This is a genomic window from Streptomyces sp. NPDC088785 (genome assembly GCF_044750685.1).
Classification (GTDB): domain Bacteria; phylum Actinomycetota; class Actinomycetes; order Streptomycetales; family Streptomycetaceae; genus Streptomyces.
This window is the reverse complement of the sequence record NZ_JBIVKH010000015.1, coordinates 53,938-75,173: the sequence shown is the minus strand read 5'-3', so window position 1 is coordinate 75,173 and position 21,236 is coordinate 53,938. Positions and strand designations below refer to the sequence as shown.

The window sequence follows — 21,236 nt, the reverse complement described above, 5'->3', positions numbered from 1 at the left end:
ACTCCGGGAGGTCTGGCTCCCTCGGGCCTGATGCGACCGGACGCCTACCTCGATTCGGGCGGCTCAATCCTCTTCGCCGTAAGCGGCCGCGATCTCCTGGGGCGAGGCCCAGCGGCGGTACGCCGGTCCCTGGGGCCATCCGGCGGGGGAGTCCTGCCAGTCCTCCTGACGCCCGTACGGCAGGATGTCCAGCAGCGGGAACAGATGGCTGAGCTGCTCGGTCCCGCGGCCGTTGGTGTGCCAGGTCCGGTAGACCGTGTCGCCGTCGCGCAGGAACACGTTCACCCCGAAGCCGCCGTCCGGCGGGGCGTCGACGTCGGAACCGAAGGAGCTGTGCTCCGTGGAGTACCAGTCCATCCGGTTGCCGACCCGGCGCCGGTAGGCCAGGGCCTCCCCGATCGGGCCCTGCGTGACGATCACGAACCGGGCGTCGAACTTCTCCAGTCCGAGGAGCCGGGTGAACTGGGACGTGAAACCGGTGCAGCCGCCGCACTGCCACGCGGCGCCGTCGTGCCACATGTGGCTGTACACGATGAGCTGCGGATGCCCGTCGAAGATGTCGGCGAGCCGGACCGGGCCGTCCGCGCCCTCCAGGACGTAGTCCGGCATCTCGACCATCGGCAGCCGGCGGCGCTGCGCGGCGATCGCGTCGAGTTCCCGGGTGGCCGCCTTCTCCCGCACCCGCAGTGCCGCCAGCTCCTTCTCCCAGGCTGCGGCGGAGACGACGGGCGGCAGGGCGTGCTCGGTGCTGGACATGGTGCCTCCGGGCGCTCGGAACGAGAGGGAACGAGAGGGAACGAGAGGGAACGAGAGGAAACGAGAGGAACGGAACGGTCGGGAGTCATGACTCCAGAACACCCCGGAACTCATCGGTGCGCCCTCCGGGGCGCTCTGGACAACCGGCCGTGGGCGGCAGATATTGCGGCCAGGAGGGGCGAGGTAACCGGCGGGACGGACGGACAGGGGGGCGCTTGCCATGGGGCGGGACGAGCGGGGCGGGGAGTACTTCGGCAGGCTGCGCGCCGACGACTTCGGATACCTGGACGAGACGCGGCAGATCTACCTGGACCACACCGGCGCCACCCCGGTGCCACGCCGCCTCGTCGACGCGCACGCGGCCCGGCTGCGCGGCGCCGCGTTCGGCAACCCGCACACCGAGAGCCCGGCCTCCGCCGCCTCCACCGCCCTGATCGAGGCCGCGCGGGAGCGGGTCCTGCGCTTCCTGGACGCGGACCCGGCGCAGTACACGGTGGTCTTCACGGCCAACGCCTCACAGGCGGTGAAGCTGGTCGGGGAGGCCTACCCGTTCCGCGGCCGCAGGGGACCCGCGCTGCTCCTCACCCAGGACAACCACAACTCCGTCAACGGCGTACGGGAGTTCGCCCGGGCCGCGGGCGCGCGGGTGCGGCTGGTGCCGTTCGCCGGCGCCGAACTGCGGGCCGACGGCGCGGCCGTGCGCGACGCGCTGGGGTCGCGGCGGCGCGGGCTGTTCTGCTTCCCGGCGCAGAGCAACTTCAGCGGCGTGCGCCACCCGCTGGAGTGGGTGGAGCGGGCCCGGGCGGCGGGCTGGCACACCCTGCTCGACGCGGCCGCGTACCTGCCGACGGGGACGCTGTCGCTGCGCCGCACGCCCGCCGACTTCACCGTGGCCAGCTGGTACAAGGTGTTCGGCTATCCGTCCGGCGTCGGCAGCCTGGTGGCGCGGCGCGAGGCGCTGGCCGCGCTGCGCAGGCCCTGGTTCGCGGGCGGCACCATCCAGGTGGTCAGCGCGCAGGCCCGCTGGCACCGGATGGCGCAGGCGCCCGCCGCGTTCGAGGACGGCACGCCCGACTTCCACGCGGTGCCGCAGATCGTGCCGGGCCTCGACTGGTTCGACGCGATCGGCGCCGACCGGGTCGCCGGGCACGTCGCCGCCCTCACCGCCCGCCTGCTGGACGGCCTCGCCGCGCTCGCGCACCGCGACGGACGGCCGCTGGTGCGGGTCTACGGGCCGCACGGCACCGAGGGACGCGGCGGCACGGTCGCCCTGAACGTCCTTGACCGGCACGGCGCGGTCGTCGACGAGCGGATCGTCGCCCGCGAGTGCTCGGCGGCCGGGATCTCCGTGCGCACCGGCTGCTTCTGCAACCCGGGCGCCGGCGAGGAGGCCTTCGCGATCGCGCCCCGGCTGCTGCGCCGCACCGGCAGCGGACGCGGGCGCGCCGAGACCATCGACGGCTACATCGAACGGCTCGGACTGCCCTCGGGCGGCGCCGTGCGGGTCTCGCCCGGCGTCGCGAACGTGCCCGCGGACATCGACCGGTTCCTCGACTTCCTGCGCGCCACGTTCGCCGCCGCGACACCGCTCAGGGGCGCCCTCGCCCCGCGGCTGTCCTGCTGACCCGGTGCCGCGCCGCCGGGCAGCGGTGGCCCAGCACCAGCCGGGCGACGCCCAGCAGTCCGACGGCGCAGCCCGCCAGCACCGCCCAGCCGTACCAGGGCGGGCGCCCGAAGCTGTCCGCGTACGAGGCGAGCAGCGCCCGGCCCTCCGCGCCGCCGCCGCGCCACAGCCGCTCCAGGTCCGCGCCGGAGCCCAGCGCCTCGAACGCCCACCGGTTGGTCATCGCCACGCTGATCCAGCGCCCGCCCGCCGCCATCCGCGGCACGGGCACGAACGCCCCGGAGAACAGCACCTGCGGGAAGCAGAGCAGGGGCAGCACGAGGGCGGCCTGGCTCGGCTCCGAGACGAGCGCCGAGCAGCACAGGCCGAGAGCGAGCGCCGCGAACGAGGCGAGCGCCGTCGTCACGAAGAGCGAGACGTGCACGGACGGCGCGGCCGCCGGCAGCCGGTCCAGCGCCCGCAGCACCACCAGCAGCAGCGCGTCGGCGAACAGCAGCACCGGCCCGAGGACGGTGAGCTTGGCGAGGAGGTAGGGGCCGAGGCGCAGCACGGTCCGGCGCTCGCGGCGCAGGACCGGCAACTCGCCGCAGATCTGCGGCAGTCCGTAGGCGAGCCCGAAGAAGAACGCGCCGAACGCGATCCAGAACAGCACCATCGCCGACGCGGCCGGCGAGGGGTGGTCCGGGTCGAAGACGCCCGGCCGGAACAGCAGGGCGAACATCGCGATGATGACCAGCGGCGAACCGACGGTGATGGCGGCGGTGAGCCGGTCGTGCCGCAGCAGCCGCACCTCGCGCCCGGTGAGCACGGCCCACTGCCGCGGCCCGCCCGTGACCGGGACGGCGGCGACGGACACCGGTTCGGCGCCGTCCGTGTCGTCTGTGACGTCTGCGTCGTCTGCGTCGTCTGCGTCGTCTGCGCCGTCTGTGGCGTCGGCGGGGTCCGCCGGGGTCCGCGCCGCCGCCTCCACCGGGTACAGCGCCTCCAGGGTGCCGTCCGGCGAGGACCGCAGCAGGTCGGCGGGGGCGCCCGACGGGCCGGGGCGGCCGTTCGGCGCGATGAACAGCACCTGGTCGCAGCGGAGCAGATCGGCGGGGGTGTGCGTGGTGAGCACGACGGTGACCCCGGTGGCGGCGAGGCGCCGCAGGTACCGCGTCAACTGCGCCCCGGCGAGCGGGTCGAGCCCCGACGTCGGCTCGTCGAGGAGGAGCAGCCGGGGCCGCGACAGCAGCTCGATGGCGATGCTGGCCCGCTTGCGCTGCCCGCCGCTCAGGGTCCGCACCGGCTGCTCCGCGAACGGCGTCAGCCCCAGCTCGTCGAGGACCCGCGGCACGTCGGCCGGGTCGGTGCCGCGCAGCCGGGCCGCGTACTCCAGGGCGATGCGCAACGGCAGCGCGCGGTGCACGATGTCGTCCTGCGGCACGAACCCGTGGCGCAGCGCGTCCGGCGACGCCCGCACGCGGACCCGGCCGGTGTCCGGGACGCGCAGCCCGGCGAGCACCTCCAGGAGCAGCGTCTTGCCCGCGCCGCTGCCGCCCGCGATCCCCAGGACCTGCCCCGGCCCGACGTCCGGCACGTCGATGCCGGACAGCACCGGGGTGCCGGACAGGCGCAGCCCGATCCCGCGCGCCGACAGTGTCACTCCGACGTGTTCCCCGGCCCCCGCCATGCGCCCTCCCACCCGTCGCCGGACCGCCCGGCCGCTGGGGACCTGCCCAGAGGGCACCCCGGCTACGCGTTCGCGTGCGACAGGCAACCGTCTCCCCTCACCGCGCGTCCCTCAGACACGGTGAACTGGTCTGAACCACAGGGGGGTCCGGACGTGCGAGGGCACGGAGCCGCGTCGGTGCGGTGGATGCGAAGACGGGCGGGACTGCTGAGCGTGCTGCTCGGGATCGCCGTGGCCCTGTCCGTCGGCGGCGCCGCCGGCTACACGTACTGGCGGCACGGCGAGGCCCGCACCGCCGCCCACTGCGCCGGCGCCGCGCGGAACGAGGTGCGGGCCGCGGAGCCGTCCGGGGCCGTCCCCGGCGCGGGACCCGGCACCTTCGGCGCGGCGCACGCGGACGGCGCGCGGGTAGGCACCGGACCCCGGCTGCGGCGCTACCAGGTCCAGGTCGAGGACGGCTCGGGGATCGCCGCCGACGCCGCCGCCCGCGAGATCTCCGGCATCCTCGGCGACGCGCGGGGCTGGGTCGGCGACGGCGTGGACTCCTTCCAGTTGGTGAGTGCGGGCCCCCGCGACTTCGTCATCAAGATCGCCACCCCGCGCACCGTCGACTGCCTGTGCGGCTCGGCGGGCCTGGACACGCACGGCGAGGTCAATTGCAGCGTCGGCCGGACCGTCGTGGTCAACCTGCGCCGGTGGCTGCTGGGTTCCCCCGAGTTCGACGGCCCCATCGGCCAGTACCGGGCGCTCGTCGTCAACCACGAGGTCGGCCACCGCATCGGCCACGGCCACGAGACCTGCCCCCGGGCCGGCGCGCCCGCCCCCGCGATGATGCAGCAGATCAAGGGCCTGCGGGGCTGCGTCGCGAACGCCTGGCCCTACGCCTCCGACGGCCGCTACCTGGGCGGACCGCACGTGCCGTAGGGGAGGACGCCGCGGGGGACGACGAAAGACAGGAGCCGCGGCAGACATAGATCGCCGGAGGTCCGCGCGTCCCTAGGGGAGTCGAGAAACGGGAGGGGCCCATGGACCCGCACGACCACGAGAGATTCCGGGAGTTCGTCGACTCCCGCTGGGGCGCCCTGCTCCGGGTGGCGAACCTGCTCACCGGCGGCGACCGGCACGAGGCCGAGGACCTGGTGCAGACCGCCCTGATGAAGGCACTGGACCGCTGGCGGCACGTCGAGGATCCCGAGCGCTACGTGCGCACGGTGATGTACCGGCACCAGGTCAGCAGGTGGCGGCTGCGCAGGCCGCACCGCGAGCCGACCTTCGCCGCGCCGCCGGACGGTCCCGGCGTCGCCGACGGCACCACCGCCGCCGACCTGCGGATCGCCGTGGCGCAGGCCCTGGCCCGGCTGACCCCCCGCCAGCGCACCGTCCTGGTCCTGCGCTACTTCGAGGACCTGTCCGAGACCGAGGTCGCGAGCACCCTGGGCTGCTCGGTCGGCACCGTCCGCAGCACCACCCACCGCTCCCTGGCGCGACTGCGCGCTCTCGCCCCGGAGTTGGCGTCGCCCGCACCGCAGCCGATCGCCGTGGTGAGCGGCGGCACCCCGAGAGGAGCGCACTCATGAGCGCCGAGCAGCTGGACCGCGCGATCCGGGAGGTCCTGCACGGCTGGACCCCCGACGACCCGGCCGCGCCCACGGGCGTCGCCGACCGTGTGGTGCGCCGTCGCCGGCGCCGGAACGTCACGCGGGCGGGCGGCGCCGCACTCGCCCTCACCGCCGTCACGGTGTCGGCCGTGCTCCTGACCGGCGGCGGCACGCACCGGGGAACCCAGCCGCCCGCGTCCGGCACGAGCACCACCAGCACGCTGCGGTGGCGGACGGAGCTGCCCGGCGGCGCGGACTGGCGGGCCTGCACCACCGACGCGGCCACCGTCTACTGCCAGGGCGCCCGTTACGACGCGCTCGCCGTGGACGCCCGGACCGGGAAGGTCTCCTGGAAGGAGCGCTCCGGGGCGGCCGACGGATCGTCCGCGACGGCCCTGCCCGGCGTCCGCGACGGCATCCTGTTCGGATACGCCGACCACGCCCCCGGATCGTCGAGTCCGGGCAGCGACGTCGTCGCCCGCGACGTCACCAGCCGTCAGGTGCTCTGGCGGCACAGGCTGGCCGACGACAGCCGCGACCGCTTCTCCGCCGTGCTGTTCGACGGCGGGGTCCTCGCCAACACCCCCACCTTCAAGAAGGTCGCCGCCCTGGACGACAGGACCGGCCGCACGCTCTGGACGTACGCGTGGAAGAAGGCGGACTGCGAGCGGATCGCCGTCACCGGGGTGCCGTTCCTCACCTGCTCACCGGACAGCGAGAGGGCGCCGCAGCGCAGCACCGTCGTCCGGCTCGACCCGGCGACCGGCGAGGCGAGGACGGTCGCGACCCTCCCGGGGCAGACCGCGTACCTGGGGACGGACGGCCGCACCGTCCTGCTGGTCGGGGTGCCCGAGGGCGGCTTCTCGCCGGGGGACACCCGGCCCGTCACCCTGATCCGCGTCGACACGGAGTCGGGCGCGGTCACCCGGCACCGGGCCGACCGGCACCCCGGGAGCGCGGTCCACGACGGCATCCTGCTGGGGGAGTCCCGCGGTGAGGCCCTCGCGAGGGCGGCGTCCGACGGGCGCCGCCTGTGGTCGCGCGACCTGGGCCTCACCCTGCGCCAGGACCCGCACGGAGCCGAGCGGGGGGAGCTGCCCTCCGAGCCCGCGGTGGACCTCGGAGCGAGGGTGGCGTACTACCTCGACCCGGCCGGGAACCTGGTGGGCCTGGACCTCGACAGCGGTGCGGTGCGCTGGCGCGGGCGGGTGCAACTGCCCGCTGCGGCTGTGCGGTTCGGGATCCGGCCCGAGCTGATCCGGTACGGACGCGACCTCGTCGGGCAGGTCGGCGACCAGCTGTTCCGGATCGAGCCCCGGCCCGCCGCCTGACCGACCGGAGGAGGAGCAGTGACCTTGGCAGCGGGCAGGCTTTAGCTTAATCTGAACGAAAGTCCTCGCCGCAAAAGGGGCCCTGGCGCCGTCATTTCGAGCATCACGAGCGATTGCCCGCCGCCGGGGCCCCACGCGCCCGGTCACCTCCCGCAGCCCGACGATCGGAAAGACCAGCCATGTCCCACCCCCAGTTGTCGCTCCAGCTGTACTCGGTACGCGACGCCCTCAGGGCCGACGAGGACGGCACGCTCGCCCGTCTCGCGGCGACCGGACTGCGCAACGTCGAGGTGTTCGACTTCGTGGACCGGCCCCGGGAACTCGCCGACGCGCTCGCCCGGCACGGCCTGGCCGCCCGCACCGGACACGCCGGCATCGCCGCTCCCGGCCAGGGGCGGGAGGCGCTGGAGCGGACCTTCGCCGCGGCGCGCACCCTCGGCCTGGAGACCGTCTACGAGCCCATGGTGCACGCCGATCGGTGGGCGGACGCCGAGCGGATCCAGCAGACCGCCACGCTCCTCAACGACGCCGCGGTGATCGCCGCCGACCACGGCCTGCGCGTCGGCTACCACAACCACTCGCAGGAGTTCACCCCCACCGTCGACGGGCTCAGCGCCTACGAATGGTTCGTGGCCCGCCTCGACGACGCCGTCGGGCTGGAGCTGGACGTGTACTGGGCCTCGGCCGGCGGCAACGACCCGGTCGCGCTCCTCGGCCGGCTCGGCGACCGGGTCACCGCCCTGCACATCAAGGACGGCGCCGTCGTCGACGACCCGTTCACCTCGGGCGCCCCCTTCGACATCGCCCTGACCCGGCAGGTGCCGGCGGGCCGGGGCGAGATCGCGGTCGACGCCGCCCTGGCCGCCGCCCCGAACGCCGCCTACGCGATCGTGGAGTTCGACGCGTACGCCGGCGACATCTTCGAGGGCATCGCCGGATCCATCGCCCACCTCCGCGCGCAGGGGAGCGTCCGATGACGCCGCCCACCAGCCGGTCGGGCCCGGTCGGCGTCGGCATCATCGGCGCCGGGAACATCAGCGAGCAGTACCTCACCACCCTCGCGCGGATCCCCGACGTCGACGTCGTCGTCATCGGCGACCTGATGGCGGAGCGCGCCGAGGAACAGGCCCGCAGGCACGGCGTCCCCGCCTGGGGCACGACGCGGGACGTCCTCGCGCACGACGGCGTCGAGATCGTCGTCAACCTGACCGTCCCCGCCGTGCACGCCGAGGTCAGCTCCGCGATCGTCGCCGCGGGCAAGCACGTGTGGTCGGAGAAGCCGATCGCCGTCGACCTCGCCTCCGCGCGCGCCCTGCTCGACCAGGCCGCCGCGGCCGGTCTGCGGGTCGGCGTCGCCCCCGACACCGCGCTCGGCCCCGGCGTCCAGACCGCGCGCCGGGCCATCGAACGCGGTGACATCGGCACGGCGCTCTCGGCCTACACCGTCTTCCAGACGGCCGGCCCCGACGCCTGGCACCCGAGCCCCGAGTTCCTCTTCGCCGCCGGCGCCGGACCGCTGTTCGACATGGGGCCCTACTACTTCACGACGCTGATCACCCTTTTCGGATCCGTCACCCAGGTCTCCGCCGTGGCCTCCACCGGCCGCGCGGTCCGCACCGTCCGCACCGGGCCGCGCGCCGGCACCGAGTTCCCCGTCGAGGTCCCCACCCATGTGGCCGCCCTCGCCCGCTTCGAGAGCGGGGCGGTCGCCCAGAGCGTCTTCAGCTTCGACGCGTCCCTCGTCCGCGCGGGCGTCGTGGAGATCAACGGCACCGGGGGCACCCTCGTCGTCCCCGACCCCAACCGGTTCACCGGGGACGTGCGGATCACCCGCGGCCCCGGCGAGGACGACGCGCCGCACTGGGAGCCGGTCGCCCCCGTCGGCCTCGGCGAGGGCCGCGGCCTCGGCGTCCTCGACATGGCGCGCGCCATCCGCACCGGCACGCCGCACATCGCGACCGGCGACCTGGGCCACCACGTCCTGGACGTCCTGATCACCATCGACCGCGCCGCCGCCACCGGGGAGACCCTGCTCGTCGGGAGCCGGGCCGGCGAGGTCCGCGCGGTGCCGCTCGACCGGGACCCGTTCGCCGCCACGCTCTGATCCCCCCGGCCCGGCGCCCGGCGCCCGGCGGATCAGCCGAGCAGGGACGCGAGGGCGCGCCGCAGCACGCCGCGGTGCGCCCCGCACGCGTACGAACGGCCGTCGTGACCCAGCGCGTCGTACACCGTGCGCCCGCCGCCGGAGCGGGTGTGCACCCACAGCAACGGATGCCGTCGGCCCTCGTGCTCGTGGGCCAGCAGCACCCGCACGCCCGGGTCGTGGCGCAGGTGCGTGTACCGCTCGTCGTCCAGATCGAAGGCGTCGAGGCCCGCCGTCACCGGATGCCCGGCGTCGGTGACCAGGACGTGGGCGCGGCCGTACGGCGGATGCATCGTGGTGCCGCGCACCCAGGTGCCGCCGAGGCCCGACTCCCAGACCGCGTCGTCCGGGAAGCAGGTCGCCGAGGAGTGCACGGCGAGGACCGGCACCGTGCTCCCCAGCAGCCGCGCGAGCCCGGCCGCGGCCGGGGCGCCGCCCGGGACCGGACCGCCGTCCCCGGGCTGCCCGAGATTGACGACGACGAGTTCCGGCAGCGCCCCGGCGGCCAAGGAGGCCAGCGCGGCATCGACGTCCGCGGCCTGCTCCAGCGCGACGCCCGCCTCCCGCGCCACGCCCCTCAGGGCCCGGTTCGTGTCGGCGAAGGGGTGCCACGGGTCGGTGTAGCGGCCGACACCGCCGAGCAGCAGCCCGTGGCGCGCGGCGGCGGGGGCCGGGGACGGAGCCATCCGGGGGTTTCCTCTCCTGCGGCGGCGGGACCGTCCCACGGTAGCCGCGGACCACGCCAGGGGCGGGCCTCGGTAGGTTGGCCGCATGCCCTCTGTACTTGTCGTCGGATACGACCCGCGAGCCATCCCCGGCGTCGACGGAGCGGCCCTGCGCGCGGCGCTCGACGCCGAACTGGCCCGCTTCGCCGAGCACGGCATCGACGCGGCGATGACCCTGCTCGTGCACGACGCGTCGTCCGGGTCCACGCTCGTCACGGCGCTGAGCGAGCGGCCGTGGGACGTCGTGGTGATCGGCGGCGGGATCCGCAGGGCGGAGCCACTGCTCCCGCTCTTCGAACAGCTCGTCAACCTGATCCGGCGCCACGCGCCGCGCGCCGCGATCGCCTTCAACACCAGCGGCGGGGACAGTGTCGAGGCGGCCCGGCGATGGCTGTGAGCCCCGTCCGGGCGACCGCCGACCGCGCCGAGGTGCGATGATCGGAACATCCCAGATGAGGAGGGGCCGCCGTGGTGGTTCCGATGTCCCGCGTGGAACGCTCCCGCGACGCCGGCGGATGGGCGGTGCTGGCCTTCACCGGGGAGCTCGACCTGGCCATGGTGCCGGCGGTGCGGGAGGCCGCGGACGAACTGGTCGCTGCGGGCCGCGTCCATCTCGTGTGGGACCTGTCCGGCGTCACGTTCATGGACTCAGCGGGACTCGGCGTCCTCGTCCACACGGTCCGGGCGGCGGAGGCCCGGCAGGGCGCCGTCCGGCTGGCCGCGGCCAGTGCCCAGGTGCACCGGCTGCTCGAACTGACCGGCGTGCACGCCGTGGTGGACACCTACGCCGACGTGTCCGCTGCGACGGAGAAGGACCGCGGATGAGGACGGCGGACCGTTCCCCCGTGTCGGCGGGCGACGGGAAGTGGGCACAATACGGGATGTGGAGAACGACCTCGACAAGGACGTCCCCGCGGTCCCCCTGGCCGGCGAGGCGCTGATGTCCACCCTGTTCGACGCGGCCGGGGCCGGCGTCTACGCCGTCGACGCCCACGGCACCGTGATCGCCTGCAACCCCTGGGCGGAGACACTGCTCGGCTACGCGCCGGGCACCCTCATCGGCATCAACGCGCACGCCGCCCTCAACCCGAGAACCGTGAACAGCGACGGCCTGCGGGAACAGCGCCCGATCCTCACCGACGTGGCGCAGGGCAAGCGCATCAGCGGCGACCGCGCCGTGCTGATGCGCGCCGACGACACCGCACTGCCGGTGTGGTGGTCGGCCGTCCCGCTGCCGCCCGAGGCCGGGCACGGCGCCGGCGCGGTGGTCGTCTTCCACGACGCCTCCGCGCAGCGCGAGCGGGCCGAGCGGCGCGCCGACCGCTACGCGCACAGCGAGACCATGCGCGAGCAGGCCGAGTACGACCTCGCGGAGATCACCTGGCTCAGCGAGATCACCCTCGCGATGGTCAGCACCCTCGACGCCCGGCAGGCGTTGGAGCGCCTGGTGCGCCAACTGGTGCCCCGGCTCGCCGACAGCGCCCTCATCGACCTGGTCGAGGGCGGCGCCGCACGCCGGACCGCCTGGGCCCACCACGTGCCCGGCGTCCTCCCGGAGGGCGACTGGAACGCCCGGGCGCCGGAGAACCCGGCCCACGGCGCGGCCCTGGCGCGGATCCGGCAGGGCGCCGCGATGCAGCACCTGCCCGCACCGGCCACCGGACCCGCGTCCGACGTCCTGAGCCTGCTCGACGCCGAGGACGTCCTGGTCGTGCCGCTGCGGCTGCGCGCCACGACCCTGGGCGCGCTCACGCTGGTGCGCGCCACGGGCAGCCCACCGTTCAACGAGAGCGACCGGCTCCTCGCCGAGGAGGTCGCCCGCAGGACCGCGCTCGGCCTGGACAACAGCCGGCTGCACGCGGCCCAGGCCGACATCGCCGCCACCCTCCAGCGCGCCCTGCTCACCGACCTGCCCGACGTGTCCGGGCTGGAGCTGGCCGCCCACTACCAGTCCGCCCAGCAGGCCGCCGAGGTCGGCGGCGACTGGTACGACGCCTTCGTCCTGCCCGACGGCGACATCGCCCTGGTCATCGGCGACGTCACCGGGCACGACATCAAGGCCGCCTCCCGCATGAGCGAACTGCGCAACATGCTCCGGGCCCTGTCCGTCGACCGGCCCGAGGAGGAGCCCGGCCAGATCCTGCGGCGCCTGGACACCGCCCAGGCGCTCCTCAGCCTCGCCGACTCCGCGACGGTCGTCCTCGCCCGCCTGCACCCCCAGGACGACGGCACCTGGGAGCTGTCCTGGTCGGTGGCGGGCCACCCGCCGCCCCTGCTGCTGGCCACGGACCAGAGCAGCACCTACCTGGAAGGCCCGCACGCCATGCTCCTGGGCCTGCGGCCCACCCGGGAGCGCCCCACCGCGCGCAGGCCGCTGCCGCCCGGATCGACCCTCGTCCTCTACACCGACGGCCTGGTCGAGTCCCGTACCCAGAACCTCGACACCGGCATGACCCGCCTGCGCCAGCACCTCGACACCCACCAGGGCCTGCCGTTGCAGCAGCTCTGCGCCCAACTGGCCGCCGAACTCGGCGACACCCGGGACGACATCACCCTCATCGCCATCCGCACCCCCGCCTCCTGACCGGCGGCGGCCCGGCCGGTGCTCCGCCGCCCGGCGCCGCCGCGATGGACCGTTGGCCCGGCAGCGGCCGACGGGCGCCGAGCCCTGCTGTGCCATTGGCCCAGTACTTTCGTCCTCTGTTGAACCACCCGCCACCGAACTGCTGAAATACAGGTGTCGATGGCGCTGCGGACCGGTAAAAGGTCTCCGCGGCGCCTTTCTCATGTGCGCACGGGACGGACCTGCGCACGGGACCGGACACCGACGAGGAGGGGCGGGGCAACCGTGCTGAAGAGGGCGTTCGTGGCGCCGGACCCGGGCCGCACGCGACTGCGGTTCGCGAGCCGGGCCGTGCTGGGCATCGGCCTCGCCGTACTGCTGTGCGGGGCCGTCGGGCATTCCCTGACGGCGGCCGTCACCGGCGGGCTCGCCGCACTGCTCGCCTTGTTCACCGTGACCGACCCGACCGTGCGCGGCCAGGCGGTCACCACGGCGCTGCTGCCCGCCGTCGGCCTGCCCGTGCTCGCCCTCGCCGCGCTGCTGCACGACCTCCCCGTCGCCCGCGACCTGGCGTTCCTCGCCGTCGTCGGCGCGGGCGTGTACGCCCGGCGCTGGGGACCCCGCGGCCACTCGCTCGGCGTGTTCGGGTTCATGACCTTCTTCGCGGCGCAGTTCCTGCACGTCGTACCGGCCCGGCTCCCCGAGCTGTACGCGTCCGTGCTCCTGTCGCTCGGCGCCGCAGCCGCCGTCCGGTTCGGCGTCTGGTGCTACGAACGGCGGCTGCCGGCCCCGGCGGCCGTCGCCGCGCCGACCGGCGGCACCGGACTGCGCCGGATCACCACCCGGCAGGCCGTCCAGGCGACCGTGGGGGCGGGCTTCGCGCTCGCCGCCGGACAGCTGCTGTCGGACCAGCGCTGGTACTGGGCCGTCGGCGCCACCTGGTGGGTGTTCGTCGCCACGACCTCACGCGGCGAGACGGTCGTCCGCAGCTTCCGCCGCTTCCTCGGCACGGTCCTCGGCATCGTGCTCGGCTTCGCCGTCGCCGTACCGCTCCACCACGACCCGGCCGTCGCCGCCGCGGTGATCGCCGTCAGCGTCTTCGGGATCTTCTACACCGCCCACGTCTCCTACACGTGGATGATGCTCGCCGTGACGGTGATGGCCAGCATGCTCTACGGGCTGCTCGGCGTCCTCGACCCCGCCCTGCTCGCGCTGCGCGTCGCCGAGACGGCGGTCGGCGCGCTGGGCGCCGCCCTCGCCGTCGTCCTGGTGCTGCCCGTCACCACGCACTCCGTCACCGAGGCCTGGGTCGAGCGCGCGCTGCGCTGCGTGCACGCCTGCACCGCCGAAGCGGCCGCCCGGCTCGCGGGCCAGGACGCCGACCCCGCCCCGCGCGTCGCCGAACTGGAGGCCGTCCTCGGCCGCGTCCGCCTCTCCCTCGCCCCGCTCGTGCACCCCTTCAGCCCGCTGCGCCACCGCAAGGGCCGCGCCCGCCAGGTGCTCGCCCTGCTCGACGCCTGCGCCCACGAGGTCCGCGGCCTCGCCTCCGTCGCCGCCGACCCGGAGGCCTCGCACGACGCCCGGCTCGCCGCCGCCTGCCGCCGCGTCGAGAGCGCGGTCGAAGCCCTCACGGTGCCCGCCCGGTACCCGCACTCCGTGGTCCCCGCGCCGCACACCGCCGACGCCGAGCTGCCCGTGCTCGCGCATCTGCACGCCCTGGAGCGGGCCCTCGTCGAACTCGCCGTGCCGCTGCGCGGAGCCGCCCGCGCGCCCCTCGGCGCGTAACCACGGCCGCGCGCCGCTGCGCAGATCCGCACGCTCCCCGTACGTGCGTGACCTCCTGCCCGCCGCGGCGCCGGTGTGGTTGTCTCGCACCGGCGCGGGCACCGGAGGTGGCGTCCGCGCCGTGGGACGGCCGGACCGCGGACCGGGCCGGCCGCGCGGGAGCGGGCCGGGCGCCGTCACCACCGAACCACTGGGGGTGCGCCATGCCGAGCAACCTGCGCGGGAACGAGACGTCGCCGGACGTGGAGGGCTGGCTCGCCGCCGCCCGCACCGTCCGCGCCCGCCACGACCGGCCGCGGCACGACCCGGACCCGGAACCAGACCCGGACCCGGACCCGGAGGACACCGGGCGGGCGGCGACCGCGTTCATCCGCCGGCACCACGCCGAGGAGGCGCTCGGCGACCCCGCCCGCCGCATCGCCGAGGTGACGGCGGAACTCGCCGCCACCGGCACGTACACCCACACCCCGCGCGAACTCGCCCACGGCGCCCGGGTCGCCTGGCGCAACGCCAACCGCTGCATAGGCCGCCTGTACTGGCGCTCCCTGCGCGTCCGCGACCTGCGCCACCTCGGCTCCGCCGACGAGATCGCCGCGGCCTGCGCCGACCATCTGCGGCAGGCCGCGCCGGGCGGCCGCGTCCGCCCCCTCATCACGGTCTTCGCCCCCGACCGGCCGGGCCGCCCCGGCCCGCGCATCTGGAACGAGCAGCTGATCCGCTACGCCGGACACGTCGGGCGCGACGGGCAGGTCATCGGCGACCCGGCCACGACGGGCCTCACCGCGTACGCCCGGCGCCTCGGCTGGCGCGGCGCCGGCACGCCCTTCGACGTCCTGCCCCTCGTCGTCCAGGAGGCCCCGCACCGCGGCCCCCGCCTCTTCCCGCTGCCCCCGGACGCGATCCTCGAAGTCCCCCTGGAACACCCCGAGCACGCCTGGTGGGCCGACCTCGGCCTGCGCTGGTACGCGGTCCCCGCGCTCGCCAACATGTCCCTGGAGATCGGCGGCGTCCGCTACGGCGCGGCCCCCTTCAACGGCTGGTACATGGGCACCGAGATCGGGGCCCGCAACCTCGCCGACACCGACCGCTACGACCTGCTGCCCGGCCTCGCCCGCCGGCTCGGCCTCGACACCGGCACCGAGCGCTCGCTGTGGAAGGACCGGGCCCTCGTCGAGCTCAACCGCTCGGTCCTGCACTCCTTCGACCGCGCCGGCGTCACCATCACCGACCACCACACCGAATCCGTCCGCTTCCTCACCCACCTCGCGCGCGAGGAGTCCCACGGCCGGGCGGTCGGCGCCGACTGGTCGTGGATCGTGCCGCCCCTCTCCGGCGCGACGACCCCCGTCTTCCACCGCACCTACGACGACGTCCGGCGCACCCCCGCGTACGTCCACCATCCCGACGCCCGCGCCCGGGCGCGCGGCGAGGAGCCGGTCCCGGCGCGGCACCGCCCTCCGCGACGCGACCTGGTCTAGACCGACTGCTACCGTCGGCCGCGTCGGGCACCCGGCCCGCGGCAGAGAGGGGACGCAGTGAGCGGCAGTCAGGCACGGGCGTACATCGGGTCGTTCACGGCGGCGGGCGGCCCCGGCGTCGTCACGGCGGAACGGAACACCAGGGACGGCTCCCTGACCGTCCTCGGCGCCACGGACACCCTGCCCGACCCCTCCTACCTCGCCCTCGCCGACCAGGTGCTGTACGCGGTGAGCGAGACCCGCGAGGGGACCGTCGCCGCCTTCCGCACCGACACCACGCCCGTACGGCTCGCCGCGCAGCCCGTCCCGGTGGACGGCGCGGGCCCCACCCACCTCGCCGTCTGGGGCGACCGGGTCCTCACCGCCAACTACAACTCGGGCAGCGTGAGCGTGCTCCCGCTGCGCGCCGACGGGGTCCCGGACGCGGCCGGGCGCGACGTGCTGCACCACACCGGTTCCGGCCCGCACCCGCAGCGTCAGCAGGCCCCGCACGCCCACCAGGTCCTGCCCGACCCGAGCGGCCGCTGGGCCGTCAGCGTCGACCTCGGCACGGACTCGGTCCGCGTCTGCGCGCTCGCCGACGGCCGGCTCACCCTCCACCACGAGACGGCCCTGCGCCCCGGCTCGGGCCCGCGCCATCTCGCCTTCCACCCCTCCGGCGCGACCCTCTACGTACTGAACGAACTCACGCCCACCCTCACGGTCTGCCGCTGGGACGCCGCCGACGGCTCCCTCAAGCCGCTCACCGAACTCCTCGTCCTGCCCGGCGACGCCACGCACGGCGACGCCTTCCCCTCCGAGGTCGTCGTCGCCCCCGACGGCCGCTTCCTGTGGACGGCCACCCGCGGCGAGGACGTCATCTCGGTCTTCTCCCTGGACCCGACGGGCGAGAGCGCCACCCTCCTCGCCACGGTGCCCTGCGGCGGCCACTGGCCCCGCGACCTCGCCATCGACCCCTCGGGCCGCTTCCTGTACGCGGCCAACGAACGCTCCGGCGACGTCACCTGGTTCACCGTCGCCCCGGAGACGGGCGTGCCGGTACGGGGCGGCTCGGTACGGGTGCAGGCCGCCTCCTGCGTGGTGTTCGGCTAGGTCCCCGCGTCACCCCGTACCCGCCGCCCCCGGCCGGGCGACCCGGACGGCGGGTACGGAGCAGAACGGGGCCCGGGCGCCGCCCGAGCCCCGCGGAAAGCTCCGGTCAGCCGCCGGAGGCCACCGGCTGGGGCGTGATGCCCAGCGCGGCCGTGTACTTGGCCAGGGCCAGCTTCCCCATCGCCGGATACGCCCCCAACGGCTCCGCGGCGGCACACCCGGCGTCCTTCGCGGCGGCCTCCAGCACCGACGGGTCCAGCTCGGGCCCGATCAGGTACGGCGCCAGCGCCAACTGCTGCGAGCCGGACCCGCGCAGCTGCTCGGCGATCGCGGTGACGGACCCCTCGGCGTCGAGCGCGGCGGCCATCACCGGCACGGCGAGCCGCGCGGCGAGCAGCATGCCGGTGATCCCGGCGGCCTGCACGGCCTCCTCGCCGCCGACCGTCGCGAGGACGATCCCGTCGGCGGCCGTGGCCACGGTGAACAGCCGGGCACGGTCGGCGCGGGCCAGTCCGGCCTCCGACAGCCGCACGTGCAGGCCCTCGGCGAGCAGCGGGTGCGGGCCGAGCACATCGGTCAGCTCGGCGGCGACCCGGCTGTCGGCGATGCCCTGGTGGATCCGCCGGACCTGCGCGTTGTCCGGACCGGCGAGCAGCGGCACGACGACCGCGACCGGACCCTCGGGCGCCCTGACCCCCTCGACACCGGCGGCGAGCGCCTGCTCGTAGCGGCCGGTGCGCTCCTTCGCGGCGTGCGCGAGCACGGACGCCAGGGACGGGAACTCGGCGGAGACCGGGAAGTCGGTGACCTCCCCCTCCACGAAAGCGACCCGCGCGTCCAGGCCGGGCAGCTCGGAGCGGGCGATGCTCACGACCTCGTCGGCGAGCATGCGCGTCGCGGCGCTGGGCGTGCCCGGCACCGCGAGAACGAGGGACGGTGCGCCCTCGGGGGCGGCCACCGGTTCCGGGCGGCGGTGCCGTCCGGGCTGTCGGGGTCGCGGCATTCGTACAGGCAGGCCGGAAGCAGGCCCTTGGGGGGAGCTCATGGCGCCGCATGCTACTGGCTCGACCGGCCCCGATGTTCGGTCAGGGCCCAGCTGAGCGGTATCCGTCCTTGATTGTCCGTTCAGTTACGGATGGGCGGTTGCGGATGGTTCAAGCTCCCTGGTCCGCGGGGGTCCCCGTCAACTCCCCGCGACGGCCGCCGGCCGCCGGCGGCTCCCTCCGGCCACCGAAAGAAGGCGGCCGTCGCGGGGGAGCCGCAGCCGGTCGGCGGCGAGGGCCGCGGCGATCACCAGGGAGCCGTGCAGCGGATCACCGGCCGCGGGCACCACGGTGGCCCCGGGCAGCTGGGCGGCCAGCTCGGTGCGCAGCGGGGCGAGCAGCGGCTCGCCCATCCTGAACAGGCCGCCGGTGAGCGCGACGTCCCCGCCGTCCACCGGGTACACCGCGGCGGCGGCCTCCGCGATGTGCCCGGCGGCCAGCCGCAGCACCTCGGCGGCGACCGGGTCGCCGTCCGTCGCGCACCGGGCCACGTCGGGCGCGAAGGAGGCCAGCGCGGCGGGCCGGTCCGTCCGCGGATAGATCAGCCCCGGCAGGTCACCGGCGGGCCCGAACCGCTCCTCGGCGAGCGCGAGCAGTGCGGCGCTCCCTCCGCGCCGGCCGTCGAACGCCCGCAGCGCCGCGTCGAGCCCGGCCCGCCCGATCCACGCGCCGCCGCCGCTGTCGCCGAGCAGATGGCCCCAGCCGTCGGCCCGCCGCCAGCCGGTGGGACCGCTGCCGAGGGCGATCATGCCGGTGCCCGCGGCGACCACCGCTCCCGGCCGCTGGCCGAGCGCTCCGGCGTACGCGGTCACGGCGTCCCCGGCCAACGCGATCCGCCGGACGCCCAGTTCGCGCCCGAGGGCGTCGGGCAGGTCGGCGCGCAGGCCGTCGCCGAGCGTCGCCATCCCGGCGGCGCCGACGGCCACCGCCGCGATCGGCTCCGCGGGGTCGTCGGGGAAGGTGGGCAACGACCGCACCAGGGTGCGGATCCGCTCCATCATGTCGGCGGCGTCGATCCCGGCCGCGGACGTGCGCACCGGCGTACGGGACACGGCCGTGGCGGCCCCCGCGAGATCGTCGGCGCGGGCCAGCGCCACCCGCAGTCCGGAGCCGCCCGAATCCACGCCGAGCACCCGGGTGCCGCTCACGGCAGCCTCCGGCCGCAGGGGCGGAGTGGCTCGATCGCCGGACACAAGGGGCTCCCCGCCTTCGTGTGGGCCGTCCGCGCGAAGGCGCCGCGCGGGACCGGCTCGATGACCTCGAACACGACGAAGACTAGCGCCGGCGGCGGTGCGCCCCCGGGCGGGGGTCGCACCCGACGGACGGGGCGCCCGGCCGGGCGGCCCTCGTCGACCCCGTGGGACACGGCGGCCCGTGTGGGCCAGTAGGGTGACGCACTGTGGCACCACGACCGTTGCACGAACTTGTCGAAGCAGGCTGGGCGCAGGCCCTGGAGCCGGTGGCCGGACGCATCACGGCGATGGGGGAGTTCCTCCGGGCCGAGATCGCGGCGGGCCGCACGTACCTCCCGTCGGGCGCGAACGTCCTGCGCGCCTTCCAGCAACCCCTGGACGACGTACGGGTCCTGATCGTCGGTCAGGACCCCTACCCCACACCGGGGATGGCGATCGGGCTGAGCTTCGCCGTGGCCCCCGAGGTGCGGTCGCTGCCGGGCAGCCTGGAGAACATCTTCCGCGAGCTGCACGCCGACCTGGGCCTGCCGCGTCCCTCCAACGGCGACCTGACGCCGTGGACGCGCCAGGGCGTGCTCCTCCTCAACAGGGCGCTCACCACGGCCCCCGGCAAACCCGCCGCCCACCGCGGCAAGGGCTGGGAGGAGGTCACCGAGCAGGCGATCCGCGCGCTGGTGGCCCGGGGCAGGCCGATGGTGTCGATCCTGTGGGGCCGCGACGCCCGCAACCTCCGCCCGCTGCTCGGCGACCTACCGTCGATCGAGTCGGCGCATCCCTCGCCGATGTCGGCGGACCGCGGCTTCTTCGGCTCGCGCCCCTTCAGCCGGGCCAATGAACTGCTCCAGCGCCAGGGCCTGGAACCGGTGGACTGGCGCCTGCCGTAGGGCGCTCGTCGCCGCGTCCTCCTCAGCCGACCACCGCCGCCCGCACGCACAGCACGTCGGGGAGATGGGACACCAGGCGGCGCCAGCTGTCGCCGTCGTCGGCGGAGGCGTACACCTCCCCGTTCCTGTTCCCGAAATAGACGCCCGCCGGGTCGGCGTCGTCCGTGCACAGGGCGTCGCGCAGCACCACGCCGTAGTGGTCGCCCGTCGGCAGGCCCCGGCTCAGCGGCTCCCAGCTCCTGCCCGCGTCCTGGGTGCGGAAGACGCGGCAGCGTCGGTCGGCCGGGACCCGGTCGGCGTCCGCCGTGATCGGGAACGTGTAGGCCGTGTCCGCGCGGTGCGGGTGGCGCGGCCATGGCGAAGCCGAACGTCGACGGCAGGCCGTCCCCGATGTCCGTCCAGCGGCCCCCCGCGTCGTCGCTGCGGTACACACCCCAGTGGTTCTGCAAGTACAGCCGGTCCGGGTCGACGGCGTCCCGCGCCACCTTGTGCACGCACTGCCCGAACTCCGGGTCGGGGTCGGGCAGGAACACGGCCGACACCCCCGCGTTCGCCGGGTCCCAGCTCTCGCCGCCGTCCGCCGAGCGGAACACCCCGGCCGTCGACACCGCCACCGTCAGCGCCCGCGGGTCCCGGGCGTCCGTGAGCACGGTGTGCAGCCCCTCGCCGCCCCCGCCCGGCACCCAGCGTGACCGCGTCGGGTGCTCCCACAGCGGGCGGCACAGCTCGAACGTCTCGCCGCGGTCCCGCGAGCGGTACAGAGCGGCGGGCTCGGTGCCCGCGTACACCACGTCCGGCTCGGCCGCCGCCGGGTGCAGCTGCCACACCCGCTCCAGCGAAGTCCCGGTGTCCCGAGGGAACTTGACGGCCGGGGCCGCCGGCTCGGTCCAGGTCCTGCCGAGGTCGTCGGAGTGGAAGACGGACGGGCCCCAGTGCGCGCTGTCACCGCCCACGAGCAGTCTCGGCGCCGGGCCCCGGGTGTCGATGGCGACGGAGTACACCGCCTGCGCGTTGAAGCAGGGGTTCTCGTCGAACGTCCACGACGTGCGCGACGCCCCGGCCGTCCCGCCCGTGCGGCCCAGGAAGAGCCCCTTGCGTGTACCCACCGCGAGCAGCACGTCAGTCATGCCGAACACCTCCGAAAACGTCGTTGTCCCCAGGTGTCCGCCAGTGTGCACCCCCCCACTGACAACGGCCGCCCGGAACCGATCGCCGCAGGTCAGCACCGGTGTTCCGGAGTGTCGCGCGGAAAAACGGGTGGTCCGGTCGGACCGTCCCGCCCTAGGGTTCGGAGCACTTCGACGAGACGTGCCCCGGAAGGACGCCGCAGAGCGGGCACGTCCCACCTCGCT

At 75.4% G+C, this 21,236-nt stretch carries 18 protein-coding genes and 1 pseudogene; 13 read left to right on the top strand and 6 right to left on the bottom strand.

The window, feature by feature from the left end:
• Positions 1-63: 63 nt before the first annotated feature.
• Complete coding sequence (locus ACIP5K_RS30375; RefSeq protein ID WP_401414689.1) at positions 64-756, bottom strand: DUF899 domain-containing protein; 693 nt, start codon at positions 754-756, stop codon at positions 64-66.
• Positions 757-976: 220 nt separating this feature from the next.
• Between ACIP5K_RS30375 and ACIP5K_RS30370 the strand changes: the two genes are divergently transcribed.
• The gene (locus tag ACIP5K_RS30370) at positions 977-2,380 is read left to right on the top strand and encodes an aminotransferase class V-fold PLP-dependent enzyme (protein WP_401414688.1); all 1,404 of its coding nucleotides are present in this window, start codon (positions 977-979) and stop codon (positions 2,378-2,380) included.
• Here ACIP5K_RS30370 and ACIP5K_RS30365 read toward each other — a convergent pair.
• Positions 2,346-4,022 (bottom strand): ATP-binding cassette domain-containing protein, encoded by a 1,677-nt coding sequence (locus ACIP5K_RS30365; protein ID WP_401414687.1) that lies wholly within the window; start codon positions 4,020-4,022, stop codon positions 2,346-2,348. The genes ACIP5K_RS30370 and ACIP5K_RS30365 overlap by 35 nt on opposite strands.
• A gap of 213 nt (positions 4,023-4,235) precedes the next feature.
• On the opposite strand from ACIP5K_RS30365, the gene ACIP5K_RS30360 reads away from it, so the two are divergent.
• From ACIP5K_RS30360 to ACIP5K_RS30340, 5 genes are all read left to right on the top strand, one after another.
• Complete coding sequence (locus tag ACIP5K_RS30360) at positions 4,236-4,973, top strand: DUF3152 domain-containing protein (protein WP_401414685.1); 738 nt, start codon at positions 4,236-4,238, stop codon at positions 4,971-4,973.
• Between the two features lie 101 nt (positions 4,974-5,074).
• Complete coding sequence (locus tag ACIP5K_RS30355; protein ID WP_401414683.1) at positions 5,075-5,626, top strand: SigE family RNA polymerase sigma factor; 552 nt, start codon at positions 5,075-5,077, stop codon at positions 5,624-5,626.
• Positions 5,623-6,978: a PQQ-binding-like beta-propeller repeat protein gene (locus ACIP5K_RS30350; RefSeq protein ID WP_401414682.1), complete on the top strand. Its 1,356-nt coding sequence runs from the start codon at positions 5,623-5,625 to the stop codon at positions 6,976-6,978. The genes ACIP5K_RS30355 and ACIP5K_RS30350 overlap by 4 nt, the downstream gene beginning before the upstream one ends.
• Positions 6,979-7,157: 179 nt before the next feature.
• On the top strand, positions 7,158-7,955 hold the full coding sequence (locus ACIP5K_RS30345) for a sugar phosphate isomerase/epimerase family protein (protein WP_401414681.1): 798 nt from the start codon (positions 7,158-7,160) through the stop codon (positions 7,953-7,955).
• On the top strand, positions 7,952-9,082 hold the full coding sequence (locus ACIP5K_RS30340) for a Gfo/Idh/MocA family protein (RefSeq protein WP_401414680.1): 1,131 nt from the start codon (positions 7,952-7,954) through the stop codon (positions 9,080-9,082). Before ACIP5K_RS30345 ends, ACIP5K_RS30340 begins: the two co-directional genes overlap by 4 nt.
• Positions 9,083-9,114: 32 nt before the next feature.
• On the opposite strand, the gene ACIP5K_RS30335 is transcribed toward ACIP5K_RS30340, so the two are convergent.
• Positions 9,115-9,807, bottom strand: a complete 693-nt coding sequence (locus ACIP5K_RS30335) for a ThuA domain-containing protein (RefSeq protein WP_401414678.1) — start codon at positions 9,805-9,807, stop codon at positions 9,115-9,117.
• Positions 9,808-9,892: 85 nt separating this feature from the next.
• Here ACIP5K_RS30335 and ACIP5K_RS30330 point away from each other — a divergent pair, with 85 nt between their 5' ends.
• The 6 genes from ACIP5K_RS30330 (at position 9,893) to ACIP5K_RS30305 (ending at position 16,764) form a co-directional block, all read left to right on the top strand.
• Entirely contained in the window at positions 9,893-10,243 is a 351-nt protein-coding gene (locus tag ACIP5K_RS30330; protein WP_401414677.1) for a hypothetical protein, read from the top strand.
• 83 nt (positions 10,244-10,326) lie between these two features.
• Positions 10,327-10,671 (top strand): STAS domain-containing protein, encoded by a 345-nt coding sequence (locus ACIP5K_RS30325; protein WP_401414675.1) that lies wholly within the window; start codon positions 10,327-10,329, stop codon positions 10,669-10,671.
• A 58-nt stretch (positions 10,672-10,729) separates the two neighbouring features.
• Complete coding sequence (locus ACIP5K_RS30320; RefSeq protein WP_401414673.1) at positions 10,730-12,430, top strand: SpoIIE family protein phosphatase; 1,701 nt, start codon at positions 10,730-10,732, stop codon at positions 12,428-12,430.
• Between the two features lie 264 nt (positions 12,431-12,694).
• Entirely contained in the window at positions 12,695-14,194 is a 1,500-nt protein-coding gene (locus ACIP5K_RS30315; protein ID WP_401414671.1) for an FUSC family protein, read from the top strand.
• Between the two features lie 203 nt (positions 14,195-14,397).
• Positions 14,398-15,672, top strand: a complete 1,275-nt coding sequence (locus ACIP5K_RS30310; RefSeq protein WP_401414669.1) for a nitric oxide synthase oxygenase — start codon at positions 14,398-14,400, stop codon at positions 15,670-15,672.
• 57 nt (positions 15,673-15,729) lie between these two features.
• Positions 15,730-16,764, top strand: a complete 1,035-nt coding sequence (locus ACIP5K_RS30305) for a lactonase family protein (protein WP_401414667.1) — start codon at positions 15,730-15,732, stop codon at positions 16,762-16,764.
• A 106-nt stretch (positions 16,765-16,870) separates the two neighbouring features.
• Here the strand turns inward: ACIP5K_RS30305 and ACIP5K_RS30300 are convergent, their stop codons facing one another.
• Positions 16,871-17,809, bottom strand: coding sequence for a sirohydrochlorin chelatase (locus tag ACIP5K_RS30300; RefSeq protein ID WP_401414665.1), 939 nt, complete (start codon positions 17,807-17,809; stop codon positions 16,871-16,873).
• Positions 17,810-17,947: 138 nt separating this feature from the next.
• Complete coding sequence (locus ACIP5K_RS30295; RefSeq protein ID WP_401414663.1) at positions 17,948-18,955, bottom strand: N-acetylglucosamine kinase; 1,008 nt, start codon at positions 18,953-18,955, stop codon at positions 17,948-17,950.
• A 251-nt stretch (positions 18,956-19,206) separates the two neighbouring features.
• On the opposite strand from ACIP5K_RS30295, the gene ACIP5K_RS30290 reads away from it, so the two are divergent.
• Entirely contained in the window at positions 19,207-19,884 is a 678-nt protein-coding gene (locus ACIP5K_RS30290) for a uracil-DNA glycosylase (protein WP_401414662.1), read from the top strand.
• Positions 19,885-19,906: 22 nt separating this feature from the next.
• Here ACIP5K_RS30290 and ACIP5K_RS30285 read toward each other — a convergent pair.
• Positions 19,907-21,011: pseudogene (locus ACIP5K_RS30285) on the bottom strand (WD40/YVTN/BNR-like repeat-containing protein).
• Positions 21,012-21,236: the final 225 nt, after the last annotated feature.